Below are 17,571 nucleotides of genomic sequence, written 5' to 3'. Positions count from 1 at the left end.
TTAAGGCAGCAAGCTCTTCACGTTGATCGGTTCGGCTTCATTCTGCGCGGAGCCTTTTGGCTTACCGGCAATCGCCATACCTGCAACACGATAGAAGTTGTAATCAGGGTTTTTGCCGGGGCCGGAGATCAACAGATCTTCTTTCTCGTACACCAGGTCCTGACGTTTGAACTCGGCCATCTCGAAATCCGGTGTCAGCTGGATCGCGGTGGTCGGGCAGGCTTCCTCGCAGAGGCCGCAGAAAATGCAGCGCGAGAAGTTGATACGGAAAAACTCCGGGTACCAGCGACCGTCGTCGGTTTCAGCTTTCTGCAGCGAGATGCAACCGACCGGGCACGCCACGGCGCACAGGTTGCAGGCTACACAACGCTCTTCGCCGTCGGGGTCGCGGGTCAGCACGATACGCCCACGAAAGCGCGGCGGCAGGTACACGGCTTCTTCCGGGTACTGCAGCGTGTCGCGCTTGCGGAAGGCGTGGCCGAAGATCATCACCAGGCTGCGAAGCTGGGTGAAGAAGCCATGCACGATGTCAAAAATGTACTTCATGATTCTCTATCCTCACTGAGCCGCGACGGCGGGCGTGTTGAGCAACACGACCGCAGCGGTCACCAGCATGTTGACGAGGGTCAGCGGCAGGCAGAACTTCCAGCTGAAATCCATCACTTGGTCATACCGTGGGCGCGGAATCGAGGCGCGCAGCAGGATGAAGAACATGATGAAGAACGCGGTTTTCAGCGCGAACCAGATGAACGGGATCTGCGGCAGAATGCCGAACGGACCGTGCCAGCCACCGAAGAACAACGTCACCAGCAGCGCCGAAATCAGCACGATGCCGATGTACTCACCGACGAAGAACATGCCCCATTTCATGCCGGCATATTCAATGTGGTAACCGTCGGCCAGTTCCTGTTCCGCTTCCGGCTGGTCGAACGGGTGACGGTGAGTCACGGCGACGCCAGCGATGAAGAAGGTCAGGAAACCGAAGATCTGCGGAATGACGAACCACAGGTTCTGCGCCTGGTATTCAACGATGTCGCGCATGTTGAACGAGCCGACCTGGATCACGATGCCCATCAGCGACAGGCCCATGAACACTTCGTACGACACGGTTTGCGCCGAGGCCCGCAAGCTGCCCAACAGGGCGAACTTGTTGTTACTCGACCAGCCGGCGAACAGCACCGCGTAGACCGACAGACCGGCCATGGCGAAGAAGAACAGGATGCCGATGTTGATGTCCGCCACGCCCCAGGTCGGGGTGATCGGGATGATCGCGAAGGCAATCAGCAAGGCGCTCATGGCCACGACCGGTGCCAACGTGAAGATCACTTTGTCGGCGAACGGCGGGGTCCAGTCTTCCTTGAAGAACATCTTGATCATGTCGGCGGCGATCTGGAACGCGCCGAACGGGCCGACGCGGTTCGGACCGTAACGGTCCTGCCAGAGGGCGAGCAGACGACGCTCGACCCAGCTCAGCAGCGCGCCGCACACCACAACGGCGAGCAGAATCACGATGGCCTTGAGGACCGCGATGATTACGTCGATCACTTCAGGAGTGAACAAGGTCATAGCGCTGCCTCCTGCAGACCGTCAACGGATTTGCCAAAAATCGCAGGTGGAATGCCAGCGATACCGGCCGGCAATGCGACCAGACCGGCACCCAGCTCTTCGTTGATGCGCAGCGGCAGACGCAGGGTCTGGCCGGCCACGTTCAGGCTCAGCAGGGCACCGTCATTGACACCCAGACGATCGGCTTCGGACTTGGCCAGCGACAGGTAAGCAGCTGGAATGCGTTCTTGAACCGGCGCGGCTTTGGAAGAGTTCTCTTCGCTGCCGAACAGGTGGAAGAACGGCACGACCTGCCAGGTGCCCGGAGCCGGGTTGAACGCGCGCGGAACACTGGCGAACCAGTTCAGCGAATCACCGGTGCTTTCGATCAGGCGAGTGCCCGGGTCGCCAGCGCGGATGTGACCACCGACTTCGTCCTGGAACTTGTTCCAGGCTTGCGGCGAGTTCCAGCCCGGAGACCAGGCGAATGGTACTTGCTGACGCGGTTCGACCGAGCCCGAGTAACCTTCCATGGAGAACGAGAACGCGGTGTCGTTGTCCTGGGAAGTACGCGGTTCGTGCACGCTGATGTCGGCGCGCATGGCAGTCCGGCCGCTGTAACGCAGTGGTTCGCGAGCCAGTTTCAAGCCTTTGATGCGGAACGCAGCGGACGGTGCGGCATCGACGATGCGCGCCAGTTGCGGTTTGCTCGCAGCAACGGCAGCGGTGACGTGGTCCAGTTGGGTCCAGTCAATCGGCTGGTTCAGCAGGGTCGAACGCAGGGCATGCAGCCAGCGCCAGCCTTCGTGAACCAGAATGCTTGCGTCGAGGTAAGTCGGGTCGAAGACCTGGAAGAAACGCTGGGCGCGGCCTTCCTGGCTGACCAGCGTACCGTCGCCTTCAGCGAAGCTGGCGGCTGGCAGAACCAGGTGCGCGCGATCGCTGGTGGCGGTCTTCTGATGGTCCGCCACGATCACCACTTTTGCGGCGTTCAGGGCAGCATCGACCTTGGCTTTGTCGGTACGGGTGTACAGATCGTTTTCCAGCACGACGATGGCGTCCGCCTTGCCGTCGATCACCGCTTGCAGGGCTGCGTCGACCGAGTCACCACCGAGCATGGCCAGGCCGAGGCTGTTGGCCTCTGGCACGATCAGGCTGATGGAGCCGTTCTTCTCGCGCAGCTTCAGGGCCTTGGCGATGTTCGCCGCGGCTTCGATCAGCGCCTTGGAACCCAGCGAGGTGCCGGCAATGATCAATGGACGCTTGGCAGCGAGCAGGGCGTTGGCGATGCGCTGAGCCAGTTCGAGGGCTTCAGCGTCCAGGCCTTCAACGGCCGGCGCGCTGGCATCGAGGGCGTGAGCCACGGCGAAACCGATGCGGGCCAGGTCGTCGGGAGCTGCGTGAACGCATTCTTCAGCCACGTCGTCGAGCTTGGTTTCAGCCAGGCTGGCGATGAACAGCGGGTTCAGCGCGTTCTGACCGATGTTCTTCACCGCGGCATCGAGCCATGGCTGAACACGCATGGCGTCGGCCATGTCTTCGGCCTTGCCCTTGACCGATTGGCGCAGGGCCAGGGCCATGCGCGCAGCAGTCTGGGTCAGGTCTTCGCCGAGGACGAAAATCGCATCGTGATCTTCGATGTCGCGCATGTTCGGGATCGGCAGCGGGCTGTCTTTGAGCACCTGCACAACCAGACGAATGCGTTCCAGCTCAGCGGCTTCGATACCGGAGTAGAAGTGCTCGGCACCGACCAGTTCAAGCAACGCGTAGTTGCTTTCGAGGCTGGCGCGCGGCGAACCGATACCGACGATATTGCGACCGCGCAGCAGGTCAGCGGCTTTATCCAGCGCTTCGTCGAGGCCCAGCTTGGCGCCGTTGGCCAGCAATGGCTGACGCGGGCGGTCTTCGCGGTTGACATAGCCATAGCCGAAACGGCCACGGTCGCACAGGAAGTACTGGTTCACCGAACCGTTGAAACGGTTTTCGATGCGACGCAGTTCGCCGTAACGCTCGCCCGGGGAAATGTTGCAGCCGCTGGAGCAGCCATGGCAGATGCTCGGCGAGAACTGCATGTCCCACTTGCGGTTGTAGCGCTCGGAGTGAGTCTTGTCGGTGAACACACCGGTCGGGCAGACCTCGGTGAGGTTGCCGGAGAACTCGCTTTCGAGGGTGCCGTCTTCGACGCGACCGAAGTACACGTTGTCGTGGGCGCCGAACACACCGAGGTCGGTACCGCCAGCGTAGTCCTTATAGAAGCGCACGCAGCGATAGCAAGCGATGCAGCGGTTCATTTCGTGGGAAATGAACGGCCCCAGTTGCTGGTTCTGGTGAGTACGCTTGGTGAAGCGATAGCGGCGCTCGTTGTGGCCGGTCATCACGGTCATGTCTTGCAGGTGGCAGTGACCGCCTTCCTCACAGACCGGGCAGTCGTGAGGGTGGTTGGTCATCAACCATTCAACGACGCTGGCGCGAAACACTTTCGCTTCTTCGTCGTCGATGGAGATCCAGCTGCCGTCGGTGGCGGGGGTCATGCAGGACATGACGATCCGACCACGCTTGTCGTTCTCGTCGGTGTACTGCTTGACCGCGCACTGGCGGCAAGCGCCAACGCTGCCAAGGGCTGGGTGCCAGCAGAAATAAGGGATATCGAGGCCTAGCGACAGACACGCCTGTAACAGGTTGTCTGCCCCATCGACTTCGAGCTCTTTGCCGTCTACGTGGATAGTGGCCATGGTTCAAAGTTCTTCGTTGGCCCGGTGTCAGCGGGCGTGGCTAATGGAATCTTGTTATTCGCGTGAATCAACACAGCCGTTTTCGGCGTCATCACACGAGAAGACGAAGGGCACGGACCCTTCGCCTTTTTAAGCGTTTACGCGCCGACTACGATCGGCTTTGCCAGAGGCGGGACGACGGCGCTGGTGGGCGCGATGCCGGCTTCGAACTCTGGACGGAAGTATTTGATGGCGCTGCCCAACGGCTCCACGGCACCCGGTGCGTGTGCACAGAAGGTCTTGCCCGGGCCGAGGAAACCGACCAGACCCAGCAGGGTCTCGATATCGCCGGCTTGCCCTTCACCGTTCTCGATCGCCCGCAGCAGCTTGACGCTCCACGGCAGACCGTCACGGCACGGGGTGCAGAAGCCACAGGATTCGCGGGAGAAGAACTCTTCCATGTTGCGAAGCAAGGACACCATGTTGACGCTGTCGTCCACCGCCATGGCCAGGCCGGTACCCATACGGGTGCCCACTTTGGCGATGCCGCCGGCATACATTTGTGCGTCCAGGTGTTCCGGCAACAGGAAACCGGTACCGGCGCCGCCTGGCTGCCAGCACTTGAGCTTGTAACCGTCGCGCATGCCGCCGGCGTACTCTTCGAACAGCTCGCGACCGGTGACGCCGAACGGCAATTCCCACAGGCCAGGGTTCTTGACCTTGCCGGAGAAGCCCATGAGCTTGGTGCCCATGTCTTCGCTGCCTTCGCGGGCCAACGATTTGTACCAGTCCACGCCGTCGGCAATGATCGCCGGCACGTTGCACAGGGTTTCAACGTTGTTCACGCAAGTCGGCTTGCCCCACACGCCCACGGCGGCAGGGAAGGGCGGCTTGGAGCGCGGGTTGGCGCGGCGGCCTTCGAGGGAGTTGATCAGTGCGGTTTCTTCACCGCAGATGTAACGCCCGGCGCCGGTATGGACAAACAGCTCGAAATCGAAGCCGCTGCCCAGGATGTTTTTACCCAGCAGGCCTGCTGCCTTGGCTTCTTCCACGGCACGGTTCAGGTGCTTGGCGGCGGTGGTGTACTCGCCACGCAGGAAGATGTAGCCACGGTAGGTTTTCAGCGCGCGAGCACTGATCAGCATGCCTTCGATCAGCAGATGGGGCAGTTGCTCCATCAGCATGCGGTCTTTCCAGGTGTTCGGCTCCATCTCATCCGCGTTGCACAGCAGGTAGCGGATGTTGATGGATTCGTCCTTGGGCATCAGGCCCCACTTCACGCCCGTGGGGAAGCCTGCACCGCCGCGGCCCTTGAGGCCGGAGTCTTTCACGGTCTGGACGATGTCGTCCTGGGCCATGTCGGCGAAGGCCTTGCGCGCAGCGGCGTAACCGTTCTTGGCCTGGTATTCGTCGAGCCATACGGCTTCGCCGTCGTCACGCAGACGCCAGGTGAGCGGGTGAGTCTCAGCGACACGCTTGATGCGGTTGGCTGGACCGAAGGAAGTCAGGGTCATACGTAGCCCTCGAGCAATTTGGCAACGCCGGCAGGCTGTACATCACCGAACGTGTCGTCGTCGATCATCAGCGCCGGCGCCTTGTCACAGTTGCCGAGGCAGCAGACCGGCAGCAGGGTGAAACGACCGTCGGCGGTGGTCTGACCCAGGCCGATGCCCAGCTTGCTCTGGATTTCGCTGACTACCGACTCGTGGCCGCCGATGTAGCAGACCATGCTGTCGCAGACGCGAATGATGTGACGGCCCACGGGCTGACGGAAGATCTGGCTGTAGAACGTCGCCACCCCTTCAACGTCGCTGGCCGGGATGCCGAGGATCTCGCCGATGGCGTAGAGCGCGCCATCAGGCACCCAGCCACGTTCCTTCTGGACGATCTTCAGGGCTTCGATCGACGCCGCGCGCGGGTCTTCGTAGTGATGCAGCTCATGCTCGATGGCCGAGCGCTCGGTTTCGCTCAGGGCGAAACGGTCTGTCTGGATAAGCGGGCTGTTCATGCTTAGCGGTCCACGTCGGCCATAACGAAATCGATACTACCCAGGTACGCGATCAAGTCCGCGACCATGCTGCCTTTGATCACCGAAGGGATCTGCTGCAGGTGCGGGAAGCTTGGAGTACGAATCCGGGTGCGGTAGCTCATGGTGCCGCCATCGCTCGTCAGGTAATAACTGTTGATACCCTTGGTCGCTTCGATCATCTGGAAGGATTCGTTGGCCGGCATGACCGGGCCCCACGAAACTTGCAGGAAGTGCGTGATCAGGGTCTCGATGTGTTGCAGCGTGCGCTCTTTGGGTGGCGGCGTGGTCAGCGGGTGATCCGCCTTGTACGGGCCTTCCGGCATGTTGCGCATGCACTGCTCGATGATCTTGATGCTCTGGCGCATTTCTTCGACGCGAACGATGCAACGGTCGTAGGCATCGCCATTGGCCGCCAGCGGGATTTCGAATTCGAAGTTTTCGTAGCCGGAGTAAGGGCGAGCCTTACGCAGGTCGAAATCGCAACCGGTCGAACGCAGGCCGGCACCGGTGACGCCCCATTCCAGGGCTTCTTTGGTGTTGTAGGCGGCGACGCCGATGGTCCGGCCACGCAGGATGCTGTTGTCCAGTGCGGCTTTCTGGTATTCGTCCAGACGCTTGGGCATCCACTCGACGAAATCCTTGACCAGTTTTTCCCAGCCGCGCGGCAGGTCGTGGGCGACGCCACCGATGCGGTACCAGGCCGGGTGCAGACGGAAACCAGTGATGGCTTCGATCACCGTGTACGCCTTCTGGCGGTCGGTGAAGGTGAAGAACACCGGGGTCATGGCGCCGACGTCCTGGATGTAAGTCCCCAGGAACAGCAAGTGGCTGGTGATCCGGAAGAACTCGGCCATCATGATGCGGATGACGTCGACCTTCTCGGGCACCTTGATGCCGGCCAGCTTCTCGACCGAGAGCACGTACGGCAGGTTGTTCATCACGCCGCCGAGGTAGTCGATACGGTCGGTGTACGGAATGAAGCTGTGCCAGGACTGACGCTCGGCCATCTTCTCGGCACCACGGTGGTGGTAACCGACGTCCGGCACGCAGTCGACGATCTCTTCACCGTCCAGCTGCAGAATGATACGGAATGCACCGTGCGCCGAAGGGTGGTTGGGACCCAGGTTGAGGAACATGTAGTCCTCGTTCGGTCCGGAACGTTTCATGCCCCAGTCTTCAGGCTTGAAGCGCGCGGCTTCTTCCTCAAGCTGTTGCTTGGCCAGGGTCAGGCTGAACGGGTCGAACTCGGTGGCGCGGGCCGGGAAGTCTTTGCGCAGCGGGTGACCTTCCCAGGTCGGCGGCATCATGATGCGGGTCAGGTGCGGGTGACCGGCAAAGTTGATGCCATACATGTCCCACACTTCACGCTCGTACCAGTTGGCGTTCGGCCAGAGACCGGTAACGGTCGGCACGCTGAGGTCGCTCTCGGACAAGGCGACCTTGATCATTACGTCACTATTACGTTCGATCGACATCAAGTGATAGAACACAGTGAAGTCGGCGCCGCTTGGCAGCCCTTGACGCTTGGTGCGCAGACGCTCGTCCACGCCGTGCAGGTCATAGAGCATGACGTACGGCTTGGGCAGGTTGCGCAGGAAGGTCAGGACTTCGACGAGTTTGGCGCGGGCAACCCAAAGCACCGGCATGCCGGTGCGGGTCGGCTGGGCGGTGAACGCCTCCGGGCCAAAACGATTGTTCAGTTCGACGACCACATCCTGGTCGTCTGCCTTATAAGGCGGGATGTACAGAGCACTGCCTGTAGTCATGGTTATTTATCGCTTTCGGTCAACGTAAAGAATGAAGCCAGTTTCTCGTTTCTTTGTAAGAACAGATCTGGATCAGACTTCGTCGGGGCTGCGCAGGTTGGTTACCTGAATACGCTGTTCGCGGCGCTGTTCCTTTTGCGAAGGCATCTCGGCGCGGTAAACGCCTTGATCGCCAACGACCCAGGAAAGTGGGCGACGCTCCTGGCCAATCGACTCCTGCAACAGCATCAAGCCTTGCAGAAAAGCTTCAGGGCGGGGCGGGCAGCCAGGCACGTAGACGTCCACGGGCAGGAACTTGTCCACCCCTTGAACGACGGAGTAGATGTCGTACATGCCACCGGAGTTGGCGCACGAACCCATGGAGATGACCCATTTAGGCTCGAGCATTTGCTCGTAGAGACGCTGAATGATCGGCGCCATCTTGATGAAGCAGGTACCGGCGATAACCATGAAATCCGCCTGACGCGGCGATGCCCGGATAACCTCGGCGCCAAAGCGCGCGATGTCGTGGGGCGCCGTGAAGGCGGTGGTCATTTCCACGTAGCAGCACGAAAGACCGAAGTTATACGGCCACAGGGAGTTCTTGCGCCCCCAGTTGATCGTGCCGTTGAGCACGTCTTCGAGCTTGCCCATGAAAATGTTTTTGTGGACTTGATCTTCTAACGGATCGGAAACGGTTTCCCGTTTGCCAATCGGATACTGCTCGTTAGGAGCATCGGGGTCGATCCTGGTGAGATTGTATTGCATTGCCAAAGCCTCATTGTTTCAGCTTCGCTTGCCGCTTACGACGAGCTTCCGGAGCCCAGTCAAGGGCGCCCACTCGGAATAGGTAGACAAGACCTGCCAACAGAATTGCTATGAAAACGAGAGCTTCGACGAATCCGGTCCAGCCGCTTTCGCGGACGGACACAGACCAGGCAAAGAGAAAAAGGGCTTCGATATCGAAGATCACGAAGAGCATCGCGACCAGATAGAATTTGGCTGAGAGCCGCAAGCGGGCGCCACCGGTAGGTAGCATGCCGGACTCGAACGGTTCGTTTTTGCTGCGGCCCCAGGCTTTTGACCCGAGGAGGCTGGATACGCCGAGCATGAAGGCGCAAAGGCCGCCGACACCCAGAAGGAAAATGGCAAAGCCCCAGTTGTGGGCCATGAGTCCGGTCGCTTCGGGCATGCTGGTAATCCTTAACAGAGAGCAAAGGTCTCTGAGCTTGAAAAGAAACAAAGCAGTGACGATATGTCGCAGCAATCAATCGCGGTGATTTTATGGCTAAACACCGAGCAAGTAAAATTCAGATAGCGAAATTATTTACAAGAATAAGGACATAGCGTGCCTCCAAAGCCCTGTAGCCCATGCCGCTCGGGCATTAGCGGGGGTTTTGTCAAATATGTTTTGTAGGGAATGTAACGAACATAGTTACCGCTAAATGATAATCAATATTATTTGACGCGGTTTTCAAACTGTTTAACGGGTGAGTGGCTGGGAAGTTGTCTTATATGCGTGTTACTGCAAGTAGCGAGCACGGTCGTTTTACCTTATTTTCCGGGTCGTGAAACTGCTCTGGATCAATGTGTTTCGCAAAATTCTGTGGGTTGACACGCTCCCACAGGGTTTTGCAGTGATCGAAAAATCGCAGGCAAAAAAACGCCCCGAACCAGTCGGGGCGTCAGATGAGCGGCTTTGCGGTTAGCTTTTTATTCGGTCCGCAAGGGCCGTTTGCTTAAACGAAGCAGATCAGTGGAACTGTTCTTCTTCGGTCGAACCAGTCAGCGCGGTCACCGAGGATGTGCCACCTTGAATCACGGTGGTCATGTCGTCGAAGTAGCCGGTGCCCACTTCCTGCTGGTGAGCCACGAAGGTGTAACCCTTGGCAGCGTCAGCGAACTCTTGCTCTTGCAGCTTCACGTAGGCAGTCATGTCGTTGCGGGCGTAGTCGTGCGCCAGGTTGAACATGCTGTGCCACATGTTGTGAATGCCGGCCAGGGTGATGAACTGGTGCTTGTAACCCATGGCGGACAGTTCGCGCTGGAACTTGGCGATGGTCGCGTCGTCCAGGTTTTTCTTCCAGTTGAAGGAAGGCGAGCAGTTGTACGACAGCAGTTGGTCCGGGTATTCCTTTTTGATCGCTTCAGCGAAGCGACGAGCCTCGTCCAGATCCGGCTTGGCGGTTTCGCACCAGATCAGGTCGGCGAACGGTGCATAGGCCAGGCCGCGAGCGATGGCCTGGTCGAGACCGGCGCGCACTTTGTAGAAGCCTTCCTGGGTACGTTCGCCAGTCACGAATGGCTGGTCGTACGGGTCGCAATCGGAAGTCAGCAAGTCGGCTGCGTTAGCGTCGGTACGGGCCAGGATGATGGTCGGTGTACCGGCAACGTCAGCTGCCAGACGAGCAGCGGTCAGCTTCTGCACAGCTTCCTGGGTAGGAACCAGTACCTTGCCGCCCATGTGGCCGCATTTTTTCACGGAAGCCAGTTGGTCTTCGAAGTGAACGCCGGCGGCGCCTGCTTCGATCATGCTCTTCATCAGCTCGTAGGCGTTCAGAACGCCACCGAAACCGGCTTCAGCGTCAGCCACGATCGGTGCGAAGTAGTCAATGTAACCTTCGTCGCCCGGGTTCTTGCCGGCTTTCCACTGGATCTGGTCAGCACGACGGAATGAGTTGTTGATGCGCTTGACCACGGTCGGAACCGAATCCACTGGGTACAGCGACTGATCCGGGTACATCGATTCGGCGGAGTTGTTGTCCGCAGCCACTTGCCAGCCCGACAGGTAGATCGCCTGGATACCGGCTTTGACTTGTTGTACAGCCTGGCCGCCGGTCAGGGCGCCCATGCAGTTGACGAAATCTTTCTCAGGACGGAAGGACGGCTTGGCACCCTGGGTTACCAGGTTCCAAAGCTTGTCGGCGCCCATTTTTGCAAAGGTGTGCTCAGGTTGAACCGAGCCACGCAGGCGGACGACGTCAGCAGCGGAGTAATTGCGTGTCACGCCTTTCCAGCGCGGGTTTTCAGCCCAATCTTTTTCGAGGGCTGCAATTTGCTGTTCGCGTGTCAGTGCCATGGGGATAAACCTCGTCGCGTCTTTAATCGAAAGTGGTTCTGGGTGGACAATTCCTGCGTGCCAAATACGCATTTCAAAGGGGCGTAAAAGGCTGCTCGCTGACCAGAAGCTTAGGCGGTCAAGTCGGGTTCGGCGGGGATGGCGACGGGATGAACGATGGGCTCGAGGGGAAAGTGAGCAGGTAAGGGCGAACTGGCGAGCGCATTCGGGCGTCGTGGGCCTTGGTGCGAACTTCAGTGTGGAGCCGGGTTACCTAATACGCTTCCGTCCCTCGGGACAACTTCGTTCCAGTCGGCAACCTCGTCAAACACACCTTGTGGGCGGTACAGACACGAATCGGCTCGCGGGGTAGGTGCGAACAACAACTCGAAAGCCCTTGCCAGGGCCTCTGATTAGCGGGAGCGAGGCCATCATGCCTTTGCTTTTTTGGCTCGTCAAACGTTTTGTAGTGCTTTTTTTTAAGCACTACATCTTTGGTCTAATACGACTAATCAGTCAGTTTTTGGTGCTTTAGTCCAGCGTATCGACTTTCACCCGTAGGGTCATGTCATCCCGGCCTTGAGTCGAGTAGCTGCGGGTCAGGCCTTGTTTGTCGGCTTGAGTCTGGCGATTCACGCCCGCCAGGGTGATCCATTCACCCAGTCGGCCGCTGACAGTTGTGTCGGTGCTTTGCACGTTCACTACATCGGGACGTTCCTGGCTCATCCGGTCACGGTTAGTACTGATTGCCAGATGAACGATGTCGCCGGTGACGCTCGCGGTGACGTAGAAGCCTTGGGTGACGTTGCGGTATTCAGTTTGGCTGCGCAGGTCGCCATAGGAATCGGTCTGGGTGCTGGTGAGCGGCACACTCTGGCCGACCTGGATCAGCGCCGGTGTGCCTTCACTGGCCTGAACCTGCTGGATACCGCCGTCGCGACTGTCGGTGCTGCGGTTGATGATGCGCGTCTGGCTCGGCTTGGCGCCGTTGACCGAGTACCCCTGATCGCCCTGGAAGTTGTTTTCGTTGGTGTCGACGGTGATCAGCAAGCGTTTGGCGGCCACATCGAGTTGGCTGATCAAGGCCTTAAGTTCGTCGATCCTGCGTTGTTCTGCGTTGACAATCAGCTGATTGCCATAGGCGCTGACCTGACCATCCTTGCCGATGAAATCCTGCGCCACCGGCAGCAGGTCGGCGCTGGTGCGATAGTTCAGGGGCACGATCTCGGTGGCGGCCATGACCGAAAAACTGCAGGTCAGCAGCAGCGTGGTGAGGAGGGTGCGTAGGGACATATCCGTTATCTCCGGCCTTTAAAGTCTTGATATTGCCAGTTTGTCGGCTCGCGGTGGGGCAAGTTGAATCGTAGACAGCAAAACGCCCCGGCATCCGAGGATGGCGGGGCGTTTTGTGGTGTTCTTCAGGGCCTCATCGCGAGCAGGCTCGCTCCCACAGGGTTTTAGGTGTTGTTACAGATTGCAGCAACACCATCAATTCACTGTGGGAGCGAGCCTGCTCGCGATGGCAGCACCTCGGTGTTATGCCGAGTGCCGCACCATGTCCACATGCGGAATCCCGGCTTCCAGGAATTCCTCACTGACCATGCTGAAACCCAAACGCTCATAGAACGCCGTGGCCTGCACTTGCGCGCTCAGCATCTGCTGCTTCAACCCGCGTTCCTCGGCTTCACCGATCACCGCTTGCATCAGCGCATCGCCGACTTTCAAGCCGCGCCAGTCCTTCAGCACCGACACCCGGCCAATGTGACCATCTGGCAGCAGGCGGGCAGTGCCGATCGGGAAGTCGCCTTCAAAGGCCAGAAAGTGGACTGCCGTTGCGTCATCAGCATCCCATTCCAGCTCAGGCGGAACGGATTGCTCGGCGATGAACACCGTCTCACGAATGCGCCGGATCTCGGCGTTGTCCTTTTGCCAGTCTGCGACACGTACGTGAATTTTATTCATCAGCAAACCCCAGGCTGCCTTGCTTGACCAACTCGCACAGCAGGCCGCGACCGTCTTCGTCGCTCAGCCACTCGCCAAGGTTGTCGGTATGCAGGGCGTCGGCGGCGCAGATCATTTTCAGCAGCTCGCGCAGTTTGCCCGGCAGGTAACGGCTCTGGCCGCTGGCGAACAGCAGAAGATCGTCATCGACTTCAGACCAGGCCATGCGCGCGCTAGGGTTGCGGATCAGGATCGCGCCTTGCTCGAGGCTGGCGAGCAAGTCTTCTTCTTCGATCTCTTCCGGGCCAGCCACCAGCTCAGGGTAGCGCGGCTCGGTCATGAATTGGCCGAACCAGGTCAGCAGCAAGCGCTCGTCGCTCATGTGCTCGGCCAGCAGGCTTTTCAGGCGATCGAGGGCGTCGTGCTGGATCTGATGAGGATCGACCGCCGGCAGGGCGTCGGCGTCGGTGTAGCGCTCTTCGTCAGTCAGGAACTGGCTGAGGAAGTCGGTGAAGTGAGTCAGCACTTCAGAGGCGCTCGGGGCGCGGAAACCAACCGAATAGGTCATGCAGTCATCGACAGCCACGCCGCAGTGGGCGAGGCGTGGCGGCAGATACAGCATGTCGCCCGGTTCCAGAACCCACTCATCGGTGGCTTCGAAATCAGCGAGGATGCGCAAGTCGGCGTGTTGCAGCAGCTTGCTCTCGGAATCGCACATCTGGCCGATTTTCCAGTTGCGCTTGCCGTGGCCTTGCAGCAGGAACACGTCGTAGTTGTCGAAGTGCGGACCCACGCTGCCACCTGGAGCAGCGAAGCTGATCATCACGTCGTCGATGCGCCAGCTCGGCAGGAAACGGAAGTTTTCCAGCAGTTCGCTGACTTCCGGCACGAACTGATCAACGGCTTGAACCAGCAGGGTCCACTCGCGTTCCGGCAACTTGCTGAATTCGTCTTCGGCGAACGGGCCGCGGCGCAATTCCCAAGGGCGCTCGCCGTGCTCGATGATCAGGCGCGATTCGACTTCTTCTTCCAGCGCCAGGCCGGCCAGTTCGTCGGCGTCGATCGGGCTTTCGAAATCAGGGATCGCCTGACGGATCAGCAGGGGTTTTTTCTGCCAGTAGTCACGCAGGAATTCGCGCGCCGTGATGCCGCCCAGAAGTTGAAGAGGAATGTCAGGATTCATGTGTAACCTATTGAAAAAAAGCACTTTTCAGACGGGAATAAAAACGCCCGGCGCTGCCGGGCGTCTCAAACGGGTAAAGCGGTCGATCAGATGCGTTTGGCTTGCGCTACAGCGTTGCCGATGTAGTTTGCCGGGGTGAGCAGCTTCAGCTCAGCCTTGGCTTGCGCAGGCATGTCCAGGCCGTCGATGAAGGTCTGCAGCGCTTCAGGGCTGATGCCCTTGCCGCGAGTCAGCTCTTTCAATTTCTCGTACGGGTTTTCGATGTTGTAGCGGCGCATCACAGTCTGGATCGGCTCGGCCAACACTTCCCAGCATGCGTCCAGGTCAGCAGCAATCTTCTGCTGGTTGAGCTCCAGTTTGCTGATGCCTTTGAGGCTGGCTTCGTACGCGATCACGCTGTGGGCGAAGCCGACACCGAGGTTGCGCAGTACGGTGGAGTCGGTCAGGTCACGCTGCCAGCGGGAGATCGGCAGCTTGCTCGCCAGGTGCTGGAACAGTGCGTTGGCGATACCCAGGTTGCCTTCGGAGTTTTCGAAGTCGATCGGGTTGACCTTGTGCGGCATGGTCGACGAACCGATTTCGCCAGCGATGGTGCGCTGTTTGAAATAACCCAGGGAGATGTAGCCCCAGATGTCGCGGTCGAAGTCGATCAGGATGGTGTTGAAGCGCGCGATCGCGTCGAACAGCTCGGCGATGTAGTCGTGCGGTTCGATCTGCGTGGTGTACGGGTTGAAGCCCAGGCCCAGCTCGTCTTCGATGAAGGCGCGGGCGTTGGCTTCCCAGTCGATCTCAGGGTAGGCCGACAGGTGAGCGTTGTAGTTGCCGACAGCGCCGTTGATTTTGCCCAGCAGCGGAACGGCGGCGACTTGAGCGATTTGACGCTCCAGACGATAAACCACGTTCGCCAGTTCTTTGCCCAGGGTGGTCGGCGAGGCCGGTTGACCGTGGGTGCGCGACAGCATTGGCACGTCAGCGAAACGGATGGCCAGCTCGCGGATGGCGTCGCTAGTCTGGCGCATCAGCGGCAGCATCACATCATCACGGCCTTCGCGCAGCATCAGGGCGTGGGACAGGTTGTTGATGTCCTCGCTGGTGCAGGCAAAGTGGATGAATTCGCTGACGGCAGCCAGTTCTGGCAGCTTGGCCGCTTGCTCTTTGAGCAGGTACTCAATGGCTTTTACGTCGTGGTTGGTGGTGCGCTCGATCTCTTTGACACGTTCGGCGTGCTCCAGAGAGAAGTTTTCCGCCAGGGTGTTCAATACAGCGTTGGCTTCGGCGGAGAACGCCGGCACTTCACTGATGGCAGGGTGAGCGGCCAGGCGCTGGAGCCAGCGCACTTCAACCAGAACGCGAGCACGGATCAGACCGTATTCGCTGAAAATTGGGCGCAGGGCCTGGGTTTTGCCGGCGTAGCGGCCGTCAACAGGGGAAACCGCAGTGAGCGAAGAGAGCTGCATGGGGTGTTCTCGGACAGTCGGGCAACGAAATGGGGCGCGTATCATACATGAAAAAATCCGCCGGTCCGTTGCCAACTGACCGGCGTATTACGCGTTACTGACTACAAAGCGGTATTGCGGGCGCGGTTCAGCTGCTGCGCATCAGCGGGTAAAGCTCTTTAAGCAACTTGCGCCGGCTGATCACCAACTGCCAGCGATGACCGCCCAACTGCCGCCACAGGCGTGCCGAACGGATCCCGGCCAGCAACAGAGCGCGAATCTTCGAAGCATTGCTCGGTTGTTGCAGGTTGCGCATGTCGCCATGCACCTGAATCCGTTGGCGCAGGGTGCTCAGGGTGTCCTGATACAGCGCACCGCAGGCGGCGATTACGTTTTCATGAGCCGGGCCGAAGTGTTCGACCTGAGACTGGATCTGTGGCAAACGCTTGCCGATCACTTCCAGCATGTCTTCGCGCTTGGCCAATTGACGCTCCAGCCCCAGCATTGACAGGGCATAGCGCAGCGGTTCGCGCTGAAGGGTGCTGGGGTCGCGCTCCAGAGCGCCGATCAAGGCGCGGTAGCCTTCACGCAGGTTGATGTCGTCACCGCCATAGACTTCCAGCGTGTCCTTGGGGTCGCGAATCAGCAGGCTGCCGAGCATGCAGGTCAGGCCGGCTTCGTTGGTCTGGCCGCTCTTGGCGATCTTGTCGACCAGTACGGCGGCGAGAAAAACGCCGCCCAGGGCTGTCAGTTGCTCCTGAGTCGGGCTCATGAACGCTGACCCTTGCTGGTCCAGGGTTCGGCCACTTCGATCACGCCGCCGCCGAGGCAGATTTCACCGTCGTAGAACACCACGGATTGGCCTGGGGTGACCGCGCGTTGCGGGTCATCGAAGGTCGCGCGGTAGCCGGTGGCGGTCTTTTCCAGCGTGCAAGGTTGGTCGCTCTGGCGATAACGCACTTTGGCGGTCAGCTTGCGCGGCTCGGTCAAATCGATCGGGTTGACCCAATAGATATCCGAGGCGAGCAGGGCGCGGGAGAACAAATAAGGGTGATCATTGCCCTGGCCAACGATCAGCTCGTTGTGTTCCAGGTCTTTGATCAGCACGTACCACGGTTCGTCACTGGCGTCTTTCAGGCCGCCGATGCCCAGGCCCTGGCGCTGGCCGATGGTGTGATACATCAAGCCATGGTGACGGCCGATGACTTCACCTTCGGTGGTCTTGATCTCGCCTGGCTGGGCCGGCAGGTATTGCTTGAGGAAGTCGCTGAAGCGGCGTTCGCCGATAAAGCAGATTCCGGTGGAATCCTTTTTCTTCGCGGTGGCCAGGTCATGTTTCTCGGCAATCGCGCGCACTTCGGGTTTTTCCAGCTCGCCGACCGGGAACAGAGTCTTGGCGATCTGTTCGCCGCCGACGGCGTGCAGGAAGTAGCTCTGGTCCTTGTTCGGATCCAGGCCCTTGAGCAATTCGGTGCGGCCATCGATGTCGCGGCGGCGCACGTAGTGGCCGGTGGCGATCAGGTCGGCGCCGAGCATCATGGCGTAGTCGAGGAACGCCTTGAACTTGATTTCGCGGTTGCAGAGGATGTCCGGGTTCGGCGTGCGACCGGCCTTGTATTCGGCCAGGAAGTGTTCGAACACGTTGTCCCAGTACTCGGCGGCGAAGTTGGCGGTGTGCAGCTTGATGCCAATCTTGTCGCACACGGCCTGAGCATCCGCCAGGTCATCCATGGCGGTGCAGTATTCCGTTCCATCGTCCTCTTCCCAGTTCTTCATGAACAGGCCTTCCACCTCATAGCCCTGCTCGATCAGCAGGAGAGCGGAAACGGAAGAGTCCACGCCGCCGGACATGCCGACAATGACGCGCTTCTTTTGTGTGTCAGAAGGGGCTGGATCACGCATAGGGATTCAATGAGTGTCTTT

15 protein-coding genes are annotated in these 17,571 nt (G+C 59.6%); all 15 read right to left on the bottom strand.

Annotated features, from left to right (window positions below):
- The 15 genes from nuoI to mnmA all read right to left on the bottom strand — a co-directional run bounded on the left by nuoI (position 1) and on the right by mnmA (position 17,550).
- Positions 1 to 546 (bottom strand): NADH-quinone oxidoreductase subunit NuoI, encoded by a 546-nt coding sequence (gene nuoI, locus AB7M29_RS24365; RefSeq protein ID WP_200889382.1) that lies wholly within the window; start codon positions 544 to 546, stop codon positions 1 to 3.
- Between the two features lie 12 nt (positions 547 to 558).
- Complete coding sequence (nuoH, locus tag AB7M29_RS24360; protein ID WP_007905066.1) at positions 559 to 1,566, bottom strand: NADH-quinone oxidoreductase subunit NuoH; 1,008 nt, start codon at positions 1,564 to 1,566, stop codon at positions 559 to 561.
- Positions 1,563 to 4,277, bottom strand: coding sequence for an NADH-quinone oxidoreductase subunit NuoG (nuoG, locus tag AB7M29_RS24355; protein ID WP_217857155.1), 2,715 nt, complete (start codon positions 4,275 to 4,277; stop codon positions 1,563 to 1,565). The genes nuoH and nuoG overlap by 4 nt, the downstream gene beginning before the upstream one ends.
- 137 nt (positions 4,278 to 4,414) lie before the next feature.
- On the bottom strand, positions 4,415 to 5,770 hold the full coding sequence (nuoF, locus tag AB7M29_RS24350; RefSeq protein WP_454248185.1) for an NADH-quinone oxidoreductase subunit NuoF: 1,356 nt from the start codon (positions 5,768 to 5,770) through the stop codon (positions 4,415 to 4,417).
- Positions 5,767 to 6,264 (bottom strand): NADH-quinone oxidoreductase subunit NuoE, encoded by a 498-nt coding sequence (gene nuoE / locus AB7M29_RS24345; protein ID WP_007940871.1) that lies wholly within the window; start codon positions 6,262 to 6,264, stop codon positions 5,767 to 5,769. Before nuoE ends, nuoF begins: the two co-directional genes overlap by 4 nt.
- A gap of 2 nt (positions 6,265 to 6,266) precedes the next feature.
- Positions 6,267 to 8,051 carry an NADH-quinone oxidoreductase subunit C/D gene (gene nuoC, locus AB7M29_RS24340; protein WP_217857153.1) on the bottom strand — a complete coding sequence of 595 codons (1,785 nt, stop codon included), beginning with the start codon at positions 8,049 to 8,051 and terminating at the stop codon, positions 6,267 to 6,269.
- Positions 8,052 to 8,123: 72 nt separating this feature from the next.
- Complete coding sequence (locus tag AB7M29_RS24335) at positions 8,124 to 8,798, bottom strand: NuoB/complex I 20 kDa subunit family protein (RefSeq protein WP_008014893.1); 675 nt, start codon at positions 8,796 to 8,798, stop codon at positions 8,124 to 8,126.
- 10 nt (positions 8,799 to 8,808) lie between these two features.
- A complete protein-coding gene (locus AB7M29_RS24330; RefSeq protein WP_007905050.1) occupies positions 8,809 to 9,222 on the bottom strand; it encodes an NADH-quinone oxidoreductase subunit A in 414 nt (137 codons plus the stop codon).
- Positions 9,223 to 9,783: 561 nt separating this feature from the next.
- Positions 9,784 to 11,109 carry an isocitrate lyase gene (gene aceA, locus AB7M29_RS24325; protein ID WP_007905048.1) on the bottom strand — a complete coding sequence of 442 codons (1,326 nt, stop codon included), beginning with the start codon at positions 11,107 to 11,109 and terminating at the stop codon, positions 9,784 to 9,786.
- Between the two features lie 510 nt (positions 11,110 to 11,619).
- Positions 11,620 to 12,381 carry a secretin N-terminal domain-containing protein gene (locus tag AB7M29_RS24320; RefSeq protein ID WP_217857152.1) on the bottom strand — a complete coding sequence of 254 codons (762 nt, stop codon included), beginning with the start codon at positions 12,379 to 12,381 and terminating at the stop codon, positions 11,620 to 11,622.
- 243 nt (positions 12,382 to 12,624) lie between these two features.
- On the bottom strand, positions 12,625 to 13,050 hold the full coding sequence (locus AB7M29_RS24315; protein ID WP_007905044.1) for a GNAT family N-acetyltransferase: 426 nt from the start codon (positions 13,048 to 13,050) through the stop codon (positions 12,625 to 12,627).
- Entirely contained in the window at positions 13,043 to 14,212 is a 1,170-nt protein-coding gene (locus AB7M29_RS24310) for a ribosomal protein uL16 3-hydroxylase (RefSeq protein ID WP_454248184.1), read from the bottom strand. Before AB7M29_RS24310 ends, AB7M29_RS24315 begins: the two co-directional genes overlap by 8 nt.
- 86 nt (positions 14,213 to 14,298) lie before the next feature.
- On the bottom strand, positions 14,299 to 15,669 hold the full coding sequence (gene purB, locus AB7M29_RS24305) for an adenylosuccinate lyase (protein WP_217857150.1): 1,371 nt from the start codon (positions 15,667 to 15,669) through the stop codon (positions 14,299 to 14,301).
- Positions 15,670 to 15,796: 127 nt separating this feature from the next.
- Positions 15,797 to 16,420, bottom strand: coding sequence for a high frequency lysogenization protein HflD (gene hflD / locus AB7M29_RS24300; RefSeq protein WP_048396927.1), 624 nt, complete (start codon positions 16,418 to 16,420; stop codon positions 15,797 to 15,799).
- On the bottom strand, positions 16,417 to 17,550 hold the full coding sequence (gene mnmA / locus AB7M29_RS24295; RefSeq protein WP_008014884.1) for a tRNA 2-thiouridine(34) synthase MnmA: 1,134 nt from the start codon (positions 17,548 to 17,550) through the stop codon (positions 16,417 to 16,419). The genes hflD and mnmA overlap by 4 nt, the downstream gene beginning before the upstream one ends.
- Positions 17,551 to 17,571 lie beyond the last annotated feature (21 nt).

Source organism: Pseudomonas sp. F-14 TE3623 (assembly GCF_053629015.1).
This window is presented reverse-complemented; position numbering and strand designations above follow the sequence as displayed.